This window comes from Oryzihumus sp. (genome assembly GCF_036391795.1).
GTDB lineage: Bacteria > Actinomycetota > Actinomycetes > Actinomycetales > Dermatophilaceae > Oryzihumus.
Window position 1 is genome coordinate 1 of record NZ_DASVZH010000075.1, and the last position, 11,463, is coordinate 11,463.

Below are 11,463 nucleotides of genomic sequence, written 5' to 3' on the forward strand. Positions count from 1 at the left end.
TCGCCCCGTCCGTCAGCGCTCGCCCCGTCCGTCAGCGCTCGCCCCGTCCGTCAGCGCTCGCCCCGTCCGTCAGCGTTCGCTTTCGACGTCAGCCTTCGCCTTCGACGTCGGTAGACGCTGTCGACCTCAGTGCTCGCTCTCGACGAAGTCGTCCTCGAGCGCGTCGACCGAGACCGGCACCCGGGCGCGTGCCTCGGCGTAGGTCAGCCCGGTCAGCATGAGCAGGTCGACGACGGTCGAGCGCACCTGCGCGCGGATCACCTCGGCCGACAAGGTCGGGTGGGGGGCGACCACGGCGCTGGCCCGGCCCAGCCGCGACAGGTCGGCGCGCGCCCCCTCGGGCAGCCGGCGCTGCTCCAGCTCGTCGGAGATGCGTTGGGTGACGGTGCCCAGCTCCTCGATGAGGCCGACGTATGCCGGTGGCACCTCCTCGGTGCGCCACACCGCCACGGCGGCCCGTCGCACGAGCACCCGCACGTTGCGGATGGCCCGGTCCAGGGGCTCCAGCAGGTCGGCGATGGCCTGCACCGCGGGCAGGTGCCGGCGGCGGAACGGCGACAGCCGCACCACGGCGATCCCCTCGGCGGACAGGGAGCGCAGCTCGTCGAGCGCGGACTCGGAGCGGCGGGCGCGTTCGAGCGTGGCACCGGCGAGGTCGCTGTTGCCCTCGCGCAGGGCCTGGGCGGTCTCGCCGAGGATGAGCGCTATCTCGGTGACCACCTTGGCCGCCTGCTGCCGGGGCCGGCGCAGGGGGGCGGCCGGGGCGACGGTGGCGGCCAGCAGCGCGATCGCCCCGCCGACCACGGCGTCCAGCCAGCGCGAGAACGCCGCCCCCGGCTGGGCCAGCAGGGTCATGACCACCACTGACTGCACGCCGGCCTGGGTCACGATCAGCAACCCGGCGCCGAGCAGCACCGCCACGGACATCGCGATGATGACGACCACGGCGATCTGCCAGACGCCGGAGCCGAAGAAGTGCACGAAGACGTCGCCGAAGAAGACGCCGATGGCCACGCCGGCGGTGACCTCGACCACCCGGCGCAGCCGCTGGCCGAAGGTCAGGCCCAGACAGATCATCGCGGTGACCGGCGCGAAGAACGGCGTCGGGTGGTGCAGCACCACCCGCGCGCCCCACCAGGCGAGTGCGGCAGCGAGGGCGCACTGGACGATGAAGAAGAAGCGTGAGCGCAGCCGCTGCGTCCGGCGCTGGAGCGACTCCCGCGACCGCCTGGCCGCACGCGGCCCGAGTGCGGCGCCCCGCTCCCGCCACAGCTCCAGTGAGGACATGGGACCACCCTAGGGGCGCGTCGCCGCCGGTGGTCGGACCGCTGGTCCCGGTTCTGCGCCGGCGGTGACCTGCGCGGATTCCCGTCGCCCAGACCTACCGCTGGGCGGCCAGGAAGGACTATGGTCCCGGGATACACCGGCGGGGGAACGTCGTGTGAGGAGAGCAGTGATCCCGTCCGACGGCTCGCCCCTGACGGGGCGCGACGCCCAGCAGCAGCCCGATCGTGACCACCTCGTGCGGATGGTGGCCGCCTGCCTGTCGGCCGGCGTGGTGACCGTGGCCGAGATCAGCGGCCGCAGCGAGGCGCAGGTGCGTGCCCTCATCGCCGAGCGCACGCCGCACCTGCACCTGCTCGGCGAGCGGCGCCACTCGGCCGGTCGACCGCCGGGCCCCGCGCCGGACGCCGACGCGGACGGCACCGCCCGGGCGAGCTGAGCCGGCATGCCACACCCCGACCGCCACGCCCTGCCGCTGCTGGCCCGGGTCGCTGCCGCGATCCGGCACCGCGACGAGGCCGAGCTCAGCGCGCTGCGCCCCGTGATCTGGGCGCTGGCCACCGGAGCCGTCCGGCGCGAGGAGCTGGCTGGGCTGACCCTCGCCCAGGCGCTCGACCGTGTGCTGGAGCGCCAGCCGCGTCGCCGCTGGGCCGACCGCCGCTGAGCGCAGCTGACCCGCGTTGGCAGGTTCTGCCGACGACCGGCGCACCCACGCCCGCCTTGGATGGCCGGTATGCCGCGCCCGCACCCCCAGCCCGCTGCCACGACTCGCGAGACCCGTGCGACGGGCACGGTTCCGGACGACGACAGCTCGCCGCGCGTGCTCGTGGTCGGTGCAGCCGGCAAGACCGGCCTGGCCGTCAGCCGGGCGCTGGCGTCCAGGGGTGTGACCGTCCGGGCGCTGGTACGCACCGCCGCCCGCCGGCCGCAGGTCCTGCGCGCCGGTGCCGTCGAGGTCGCCGTCGCCGACCTGACCTCCGGGGCGGGCCTCGACGCCGCCGTGTCCGGGGTGGACGCCGTCTACCACCTGGCCCCCAACGTGCACCCCGCCGAGGTGGGGATCGCGCGCCGCGTGGCCACCGCCGCCGTCGCCGCCGGGGTCACCCGCCTGGTCTTCCACTCCGTGCTGCACCCGCACGACCGGTCCATGTCGCACCACCTGCGCAAGGCCGATGCCGAGGAGGTGGTGCGCGCGGTGGTGCCGTCGTGGACGGTCCTGCAGCCCGCGGCATACCTGCAGAACCTCCTCCCGGCCGCCCGGCAGGGGAGCCTGGCGGTGCCCTACTCCCCGGACGCGCCGTTCACGTTCGTCGACCTCGAGGACGTCGCGCAGGTGGCCGCCACGGTGCTGACCGAGCCGGGCCACGAGCGCGCCACCTACGAGCTGGCCGGCGACCTGACCTCGGTGCGCGGGCTGGCCGCGCAGGCGTCCGCCGTGCTCGGGCACCCGGTGCAGGCCCTCGCCACCGACCCGGCGGAGTGGGCCGTGGGACCCGGCCGCGACCTGCCTGCGCCGGCGCGCGAGGACCTGCTGGCGATGTTCGCCGCGTACGACCGCCGCGGCCTGGCCGGCAACGCCACGGTGCTCACCCACCTGCTGGGGCGCCGCCCCACCACCTGGGCGGAAGTGCTCCGCCGGGAGGGGTGAGTCCGCGCTCAGCCGTTCTGGGCGTAGGCGACCTCGAGCAGCGGCTCGAGCGAGCGGACGTCGTTGTCGTCGGCGTCCGCCTCGAGGTGCAGCCAGTGCGTCGCCTGCGCGAACCCCTTCGCCGGGGACAGCCGCTCGTCCTCGGGCACGGCGTCGCGGAAGCGGAAGCCGACCCGCAGCGTCCCCCGCGGCCCCGGCGCCACGGCGACGAACTGGGTCCGGCGCACCACCGGCGCGTAGCCGCCCCGGGCCTGCACGCTGGTGTCGTCGCCCTGGGCGAGCGCCAGGGCGACCACGGCGTCGTGCAGCGGGCGCAGCGCAGCCCTGGGCCCGGCATACAGGGCGTCGGCGTACTCCTCCGCGGTCGGCTCGACCCACCCCGCCTCCCGGGCCGCGGCGTCCGCGATCGCCCACTGGGTGTTCTGCGGGAGGCCGTGCACGTCCTTGAGCCAGCGGCGGACCTCGTTCTGCTGCAACGGGTCCAGCCCGGACTCGCGCACCAGCCGCACCCACTCCTCGAGCGGCCGGCCGGTGCGCTCGGCCAGCGAGGACGACACCGCCGCCATCATGTCCGCAGGCTCCATGGGCGTCATCATGCCCCGGCCGGCGCCGGGTCGGTGTCCACCACGAGGTCGGCCCGCCGCCGTGTCCCCTCCGCGGCGAAGTGCCTGCGCTCCTGCGCCGCCCAGCGCTCCCAGTGCGGTCGGTAGGTCTCCCCGTCGCGGTCCATGCCGCGGCCGTGCCGGACCTCGGGGGAGGCCTCCATCCACACGAGCACCGACAGCCACGGCGCGCAGGCCCGCGCCCCGCAGCCGACGCCCTCGACCACCAGGACCGGCGCGGCAGGCACCTCGTGGGCCTCCGCGAACGCCTCCCGCTCCCAGTCGAAGCGGAGGTATGCCGCCCGCTCGCCGCGGGCGAGCGGCTCCAGGACCCCGTCGCGCAGGAGCGGCACTGCCGCCTCGAGGCCGTCCCAGCCGGGGTAGATGTCGTCCATGCGGACCACCTGCGCGCCCCCGAGGCGGGCCGCCAGGGCGGTCGCGAAGGTCGACTTGCCCGAACCGCTCGGCCCGTCGACGGCGACGACCACCGTTGTCCCGCAGCGGGGTTCGGCGCCGGCGACCAGGTCGAGCGCGCGGTCCAGGGCCCCGGCCACCGGCAGCGGGCCGGGGCGTGGGCCGGGACCTGCGCCAGGACCGGGGCTGGGCCGTGGGCCTCGCGCCGTGGGGGAGGGCATGGCCCGGAGGCTAGCCGCCTCGGCCGGGCCGGCGCAGGGCCGTCGGTAGGCTTCGGTCGTGAGTGTTGCCATCCGCGTCATCCCCTGCCTCGACGTCGACGCCGGACGCGTCGTCAAGGGCGTCAACTTCCTCAACCTGCGTGACGCGGGCGACCCGGTCGAGCTGGCCAAGCGCTACGACGAGCAGGGCGCCGACGAGCTGACCTTCCTGGACGTCACCGCGAGCAGCGGCAACCGCGAGACCACCTACGACCTGGTCCGGCGCACCGCAGAGCAGGTCTTCATCCCGCTCACGGTCGGTGGGGGCGTGCGCTCCGTGGACGACGTGGACCGGCTGCTGCGGGCCGGGGCCGACAAGGTGGGGGTGAACACCGCGGCCATCGCCCGCCCCGAGCTCATCGCCGAGATCGCCGACCGGTTCGGCTCCCAGGTGCTGGTGCTGTCCGCCGACGTGCGCCGCCGGCGTGACGACGCCGGTGCGCCGACCGGCGGCTTCGAGGTGACCACCCACGGTGGCCGCCAGGGCACCGGCATCGATGCCGTGGAGTGGTGCGCCCGAGCGGCCTCGCTGGGGGCGGGGGAGATCCTGCTCAACTCCATGGACGCCGACGGCACCAAGGACGGCTTCGACGTGCCGCTGGTCGACGCCGTGCGCTCGGAGGTCACCATCCCGCTCATCGCCAGCGGCGGCGCCGGCAAGGTCGAGGACTTCACCCCGCCGGTGGCGGCCGGTGCCGACGCGGTGCTCGCGGCGAGCGTGTTCCACTACGGCGAGCTGACGATCGGCCAGGTCAAGGACGAGCTGCGAGCCCACGGCTACCCGGTCCGCTGACGCCGGTCCGGACCCGGGCCGACGTACGCGCCCGCGGAGGCCGCCCGGCAAGCTCAGGTGATGCCGAGCCGTCCCAGCCCGAACCCGGTGATGGCCTCGTCCGGCCCGGTGACCTCCACGTCGGCGACGTCACGGCGGTTGTAGGCCAGGAGCATCAGCTCCCCGGGCTCGCCGCGGAGGACGACCGTGCCCCGCGCCGTCGGCGCCTTGACCGCCTGCCGGCCGTGGGTCGGGGTCACCAGCACGACCCCGACCGGGACCCGGCGGAACATCAGCCGCGCGGTGGCCGACAGGCTGTGCCACAGGGCGGCCTCGAGGTCCGCGCCGCGCTCCCGCGGCTCCCAGCCTGGCCGCGCGCGCAGCACGTCCTCGTGGTGGATGTAGAACTCCGGCAGGTTCGTCCGCTCGTCCAGCGCCGGGGCGCGGGTGAACCACCACGGCGGCGGACCGGTGCGCACGAGGTCCACCAGCTCGCCCCACGGCATACCGGCGTAGTCGTCCATCACGTGCCTGTTGTGGCGTTCGAGGGGACGCAGCCAGATCCCGAACGCGGCGTCCGGGCGGCGCTCGCGCACCACCAGGTGCGCCGCCAGGTCCCGGGTGCGCCACGGCGGGCACAGGGTCGGGGCGTCAGGGCCGACCTGCTCGAAGGTGTCGCAGAGGGCGGCTCGTTCGCTCCGGGCGCAGCGCGTCATGGGCGCATCCTGTCACCGCCCCGTGAGAGGCTGTGAGCCTTCCCCATCTCACCCCTCGCAGGAGGTCGCTGTGGCCAGCGCGTCCACGCCCACGTTGCGCCGTGGGCTCGCCGTCGTGGGCCGCGGCATCCGGCAGGAGCGGGGCTGGTTCGCCCTGGCCGTCGTGGGCAGCGCGCTCTACGCGGTGATGACGGTCGGCACCGCCTGGGTCATCGGCAAGGTCGTCCACGAGATCGTGGCCCCCGCCATCGCCGCCCACCAGGTCACCGCCGCGCAGCTCTGGCAGGCCGGGCTCATGGTCGGCACCGTCGTGGTGCTCAACGTCGTCGGCGTGGTCGTGCGCCGTGTCGCGGCCGGCATCACCTTCTACAACCTCAGCGCCACCTACCGCCGGCGCGTCACCCGGCAGTACCTCCGCCTCCCGCTGTCGTGGCACCACCGCCATCCCTCCGGGCAGCTGCTGTCCAACGCCAACGCCGACGTGGAGGCCGCGTGGCAGGTGTTCAACCCCCTGCCCATGGCGGTCGGCGTCATCATCATGCTCGTCGTCGGCGCGGTCGAGATGTTCCTCGTCGACCCCGTCCTCGCGGCGGTCGGGCTGACCGTGTTCCCCGCGCTGTTCCTGGCCAACTTGGCGTTCCAGCGGCGCATGTCCCCGCGGGTCACCGCCGCCCAGCAGCTGCGCGCCGAGGTCTCCGAGGTCGCCCACGAGAGCTTCGAGGCGGCGATGGTGGTCAAGGCGCTCGGCCGCGAGCAGGAGGAGGCGGCGCGGTTCGAGCACGTCACCCGCCGGCTCCAGGCGGCCAACGTCGCGGTCGGGCGCACCCGCGGCACGTTCGACCCGGTCATCGAGGCGATCCCCACGCTGGGCACGCTGACCGTCCTCGCGATCGGCACCGCGCGCGTGGCCGGCGGCCAGCTCAACGCCGCCGAGGTCGTGCAGGTCGCCTACCTGTTCTCCATCCTGTCCTTCCCCGTGCGGGCCCTGGGCTGGGTGCTGGCCGAGCTGCCGCGCACCGTCGTCGGCTGGGAGCGCATCGACGCAGTCCTGCAGGCCCGCGGCGAGATGCCGTACGCCGAGCGGCGGCTCCCGACCGAGGGGCCCACCCCCGCGCGGGTCGAGTCCGCGTCCTACGCCTACGACGTCAGCCGCCCGGGCCCGGACGGCGAGCTCGTGGCCGAGACCAACCCCGCGGTCCGCGAGGTCACCCTCGACGTCCCCGCCGGCGGCACCTGCGCGCTGGTCGGCCCCACCGGCTCGGGCAAGTCGACGCTGGCCTCGCTGATGGTCCGGCTGGTCGACCCCGACTCCGGCACGGTCAGCCTGGACGGGGTCGACCTGCGCGAGCTGGCCCGCGGTGGCGTCCCCGAGGTGGCCGCCCTCGTGGCCCAGCAGACGTTCATGTTCGAGGGGACCGTGCGCAGCAACGTCACCCTCGGCGAGGACCACAGCGACGAAGCGGTCTGGAACGCCCTGCGCATCGCCCAGGCCGACGGCTTCGTCGCGGCGCTGCCCGAGGGCATCGACACCCCGGTGGGGGAGCGCGGCACCAGCCTCTCCGGCGGCCAGCGGCAACGGATCGCCCTGGCCCGTGCGGTGATCCGCCGCCCCCGGCTGCTCGTGCTCGACGACGCCACCAGTGCGGTCGACCCCAGCGTCGAGCAGGCGATCCTCGCCGCCCTGCGCGACTCCAGCCTCGGCACGACGGTGCTCGTGGTCGCCTACCGGATGGCCACGATCGCGCTCGCCGACGACGTGGTCTACGTCGAGCACGGCCGGGTGGTCGACCACGGGACCCACGAGGAGCTGCTCGACCGGTGCGCGGGCTACGAACGGCTGGTCACGGCATACGCCCGGGAGGCCGCGGAGCGGGCGGCGGTCGCCGCCGAGGAGGAGGACAGCGTGAGTGCGGGGGAGCAGGCATGAGCCTGGCGTCGCGGTCCCAGCCGCTACCGGACACGTCGGGCATCGACAGCTCGGCCGAGCTCGGCACCGCCGACACGCTGCGGCGCGGGGTGGAGCTGAGCCCCGAGCTGCGCAAGGGCATCGGGGTGACCCTCGGCCTGGCGCTGGTCTCCACCATCGGCCGGGTGCTCGTGCCGTTCGTGGTCCAGCAGACCACCGACCGCGGCATCCTCGCGCCCGGTGGCCCCGACGTGGCCCTCGTGGTGCGCATGGTGCTGCTCGCCGCGGTGGCCGTGCTGGCCACCGGGGTGACCTCCTACTTCGTCAACGTGCGGCTCTTCCGCGCCTCCGAGGCGGGGCTGGCGACGTTGCGGCTCAAGGCGTTCCGGCACATCCACGACCTGTCGGTGCTCACCCAGAACACCGAGCGCCGCGGGTCGCTCGTCTCCCGCGTGACCAGCGACGTCGACACCATCTCGATGTTCGTGCAGTTCGGCGGGCTGATGCTGATGATCTCCATCGGCCAGCTGCTCGTGACGACGGTGCTGATGGTCATATACTCCCCGGTGCTGGCCGGGCTGGTGTGGCTGTGCTTCCTGCCGCTGTTCGTCCTGATCCGTCGGTTCCAGGGCATGGTCGGCCGGGCCTTCACGCTGGTGCGCCAGCGGGTCGGCGAACTGCTCGGCGCGGTGTCCGAGGCGGTCGTGGGGGCGGCGACGATCCGGGCCTACGGCGTGGAGGACCGCACCGCGGCCCGCATCGACGAGGCCATCGCCAACCACCGGACCGCCGCCATCCGGGCCCAGGTCCGCGCGGTCCTGTCGTTCACCACCGGACAGCTCGTCTCCGGCCTGACCACGGCCGCGGTGATCGTCGTCGGCACGGTGCTGGCCGTGCACGGCCAGCTCACGCTCGGAGAGCTGCTGGCCTTCCTGTTCCTGGTCAACCTGTTCACCCAGCCGGTGCAGACCGCCAGCGAGATCCTCAACGAGATGCAGAACGCCGTCGCCGGGTGGCGCCGGGTCATCGGCGTCATCGACACCCCGGCCGACATCTCCGACCCCGGCGAGGCCGGGCAGCGCCTGCCCCGCGGGCCGATCACGGTCGACTTCGACGGGGTGACCTACGCCTACCCGGGTGGACCGCCGGTGCTGCGCGACGTCCACCTCGCCATCGCCCCGCGCTCGCGGGTGGCCATCGTCGGCGAGACCGGCTCGGGCAAGACCACCCTGGCCAAGCTGCTCACCCGGCTCATCGACCCCAGCGAGGGCGCGGTGCGCATCGACGGCGTCGACCTGCGCCAGGTGCGCTTCGACTCGCTGCGCGGCCGGGTCGTGCTGGTGCCGCAGGAGGGCTTCCTCTTCGACGCGCCGCTCATCGACAACATCCGCTTCGGCCGGCCCGAGGCCACCGACGCCGAGGTCGAGCTGGCGCTGACCGAGCTGGGCCTGGACGCCTGGCTCGAGGGGCTGCCGCAGGGCCTGGAGACCGAGGTGGGCCAGCGCGGGGAGTCGCTGTCCGCGGGGGAGCGGCAGCTGGTCGCCCTCGCCCGGGCCTACCTCGCCGACCCCGACCTGCTCGTCCTCGACGAGGCGACCTCCGCGGTCGACCCGGCCACGGAGGTCCGGCTGCAGCGGGCGCTGGACGGCCTCACCCGCGGTCGCACCTCGATCGCCATCGCCCACCGGCTGTCCACCGCCGAGGCCGCCGACGAGGTCGTCGTCGTCGACAAGGGCGAGGTCGTCGAACGTGGTCCGCACCGCGAGCTGGTCGGCGCCGGTGGGGTCTACTCCCGCCTGCATGCCTCCTGGGTCGCGCAACAGCGGGGTGTGTAGGCACGGCAGAATGGGGCAGGTGCCAGGCCCTTCCCCCCTCGACCCCGCCGTCGCCGCGCGCCTCAAGCGCGACGCCGACGGCCTCGTCTGCGCCGTGGTCCAGCAGCACGACACCCATGAGGTCCTCATGGTCGGCTGGATGGACGACGAGGCGCTGCACCGCACCCTGACCACCGGCCGCGTGACCTTCTGGTCCCGCAGCCGTCAGGAGTACTGGCGCAAGGGGGACACCTCCGGGCACGCCCAGCACGTGCACTCCGTCGCCCTCGACTGCGACGGCGACGCCCTGCTCGTCCAGGTCGACCAGGTCGGCGCGGCCTGCCACACGGGGTCGCGCACCTGCTTCGAGGGTCGCGACCTCCCCGCGGTCCGGGGGCAGCGCGATGCCTGAGCCCGACCTGCGCTACGGCGTCACCTGGCCGGGACTGGAGACGTTCACCGAGCTGGCCCGGGACCGCCGCGTCATCCCGGTGGTCCGCCGGCTGCTGGCCGACGCCGAGACGCCGGTGGGGGTCTACCGCAAGCTCGCCCAGGACCGACCCGGGACGTTCCTGCTGGAGTCGGCCGAGCACGGCGGGGTGTGGTCGCGGTACTCCATCGTCGGCGCGCGCAGCCACGCCACGCTGACCGAGCACGAAGGCCAGGCCCACTGGATCGGCACCCCGCCGGTCGGCGTGCCCACCGGCGGCAACCCGGTCGAGGCGTTGCGCGACACCGTTGCCGCCCTGGCGACCGAGCCCATCCCCGGCCTGCCCCCGCTGACCGGTGGCATGGTCGGCGCCATCACCTACGACGCCGTGCGCCGCTGGGAGAAGGTGCCCGACGGCACGCCCGACGAGCTGCACCTGCCGGAGCTGGCGATGATGCTCGCCACCGACCTGGCCGTCCTCGACCACGCCGACGGCTCGCTGCTGCTCGTCGCCAACGCCGTCAACTACGACGCCACCGACGAGCGGGTGGAGGAGGCCTGGCGCGACGCGGTCGAGCGCCTCGACCGCATGACCACCGACCTCGCCGCCTCGGCGCCGAGCACCGTCGCGGTGGTCGAACCGACCGCCCCGGAGGCCACGAGCAACCGGACCCGGGACGAGTTCTTCGGCATGGTCGAGGCCGGCAAGGAGGCGATCCGGGCCGGTGAGGTCTTCCAGGTCGTGCTCTCGCAACGGTTCTCGGTGCCGTGCCCGGCCGACGCGCTCGACGTCTACCGCGTCCTGCGGGCCTCCAACCCCAGCCCGTACATGTACCTCCTGCGACTCCCGGCACCCGACGGCACGGCATACGACGTGGTCGGCTCGAGCCCCGAGGCCCTGGTGAAGGTGACCGGGCGGCGGGCCATCACCCACCCGATCGCCGGCTCGCGGCCGCGCGGGGCGACACCGGAGGCGGACGTGGCCCACGGCGAGGACCTGCTCGCCGACGCCAAGGAGCGCTCCGAGCACGTGATGCTGGTCGACCTCTCCCGCAACGACCTGCAGCGGGTGTGTGAGGCGGGCACGGTCGACGTCGTGGAGTTCATGACGATCCGCCGCTACAGCCACATCATGCACCTCGAGTCGACCGTCGTCGGCGAGATCCGCCCGGACCGGAGCGCCTACGACGTGCTCGCGGCGACGTTCCCGGCGGGCACCCTGTCGGGGGCGCCCAAGCCGCGGGCGATGGCGCTGATCGACGAGCTCGAGCCGAGCCGGCGCGGGCTCTACGGCGGGGTCGTGGGCTACCTCGACTTCCACGGTGACCTCGACATGGCGATCGCGATCCGCACCGCGGTGATCCGCGACGGGGTCGCGCACGTGCAGGCCGGCGGCGGCATCGTCGCCGACTCGGTGCCACAGCTGGAGTTCGAGGAGAGCGTCAACAAGGCCGCCGCCGCGCTGCGTGCCGTGGCCTCCGCGTCCGGGCTGAGGGCGCCGTGACCCGGCTGACCTCCAAGCGCGTCGTCCTGCTGCTGGTCCTGCTGGGGGCCGGCGTCCTGCTCGTCACCGGCTCGCGCACCTGGCTTGAGGGCTCGGTCAGCGACGCCGTCCTC

12 protein-coding genes are annotated in these 11,463 nt (G+C 74.4%); 8 read left to right on the plus strand and 4 right to left on the minus strand.

Annotated elements, in window-relative coordinates; translation table 11 throughout:
• Positions 1-126: 126 nt before the first annotated feature.
• Entirely contained in the window at positions 127-1,287 is a 1,161-nt protein-coding gene (locus VF825_RS04295; RefSeq protein WP_331110498.1) for an FUSC family protein, read from the minus strand.
• Positions 1,288-1,453: 166 nt separating this feature from the next.
• Here VF825_RS04295 and VF825_RS04300 point away from each other — a divergent pair, with 166 nt between their 5' ends.
• From VF825_RS04300 to VF825_RS04310, 3 genes are all read left to right on the plus strand, one after another.
• Positions 1,454-1,723 carry a hypothetical protein gene (locus VF825_RS04300; RefSeq protein ID WP_331110500.1) on the plus strand — a complete coding sequence of 90 codons (270 nt, stop codon included), beginning with the start codon at positions 1,454-1,456 and terminating at the stop codon, positions 1,721-1,723.
• 6 nt (positions 1,724-1,729) lie between these two features.
• The gene (locus VF825_RS04305) at positions 1,730-1,948 is read left to right on the plus strand and encodes a hypothetical protein (RefSeq protein ID WP_331110502.1); all 219 of its coding nucleotides are present in this window, start codon (positions 1,730-1,732) and stop codon (positions 1,946-1,948) included.
• A 69-nt stretch (positions 1,949-2,017) separates the two neighbouring features.
• Complete coding sequence (locus VF825_RS04310) at positions 2,018-2,932, plus strand: NmrA family NAD(P)-binding protein (RefSeq protein WP_331110504.1); 915 nt, start codon at positions 2,018-2,020, stop codon at positions 2,930-2,932.
• 8 nt (positions 2,933-2,940) lie between these two features.
• On the opposite strand, the gene VF825_RS04315 is transcribed toward VF825_RS04310, so the two are convergent.
• On the minus strand, positions 2,941-3,516 hold the full coding sequence (locus VF825_RS04315) for a DUF5655 domain-containing protein (RefSeq protein ID WP_331110506.1): 576 nt from the start codon (positions 3,514-3,516) through the stop codon (positions 2,941-2,943).
• Between the two features lie 8 nt (positions 3,517-3,524).
• Positions 3,525-4,169 (minus strand): AAA family ATPase, encoded by a 645-nt coding sequence (locus tag VF825_RS04320; RefSeq protein ID WP_331110508.1) that lies wholly within the window; start codon positions 4,167-4,169, stop codon positions 3,525-3,527.
• A gap of 58 nt (positions 4,170-4,227) precedes the next feature.
• On the opposite strand from VF825_RS04320, the gene hisF reads away from it, so the two are divergent.
• Complete coding sequence (gene hisF / locus VF825_RS04325; protein WP_331110510.1) at positions 4,228-5,001, plus strand: imidazole glycerol phosphate synthase subunit HisF; 774 nt, start codon at positions 4,228-4,230, stop codon at positions 4,999-5,001.
• Between the two features lie 53 nt (positions 5,002-5,054).
• Here the strand turns inward: hisF and VF825_RS04330 are convergent, their stop codons facing one another.
• Positions 5,055-5,696 (minus strand): TIGR03085 family metal-binding protein, encoded by a 642-nt coding sequence (locus VF825_RS04330; RefSeq protein ID WP_331110512.1) that lies wholly within the window; start codon positions 5,694-5,696, stop codon positions 5,055-5,057.
• 70 nt (positions 5,697-5,766) lie between these two features.
• On the opposite strand from VF825_RS04330, the gene VF825_RS04335 reads away from it, so the two are divergent.
• Genes VF825_RS04335 through VF825_RS04350 form a run of 4 tightly spaced genes read left to right on the plus strand, consistent with a single transcriptional unit; the run spans position 5,767 to position 11,350 of the window.
• Entirely contained in the window at positions 5,767-7,623 is a 1,857-nt protein-coding gene (locus VF825_RS04335) for an ABC transporter ATP-binding protein (RefSeq protein WP_331110514.1), read from the plus strand.
• Positions 7,620-9,437, plus strand: coding sequence for an ABC transporter ATP-binding protein (locus tag VF825_RS04340; protein ID WP_331110516.1), 1,818 nt, complete (start codon positions 7,620-7,622; stop codon positions 9,435-9,437). Before VF825_RS04335 ends, VF825_RS04340 begins: the two co-directional genes overlap by 4 nt.
• A 19-nt stretch (positions 9,438-9,456) precedes the next feature.
• On the plus strand, positions 9,457-9,828 hold the full coding sequence (hisI, locus tag VF825_RS04345) for a phosphoribosyl-AMP cyclohydrolase (protein ID WP_331110518.1): 372 nt from the start codon (positions 9,457-9,459) through the stop codon (positions 9,826-9,828).
• Positions 9,821-11,350 (plus strand): anthranilate synthase component I, encoded by a 1,530-nt coding sequence (locus VF825_RS04350; RefSeq protein WP_331110520.1) that lies wholly within the window; start codon positions 9,821-9,823, stop codon positions 11,348-11,350. Before hisI ends, VF825_RS04350 begins: the two co-directional genes overlap by 8 nt.
• Positions 11,351-11,463: the final 113 nt, after the last annotated feature.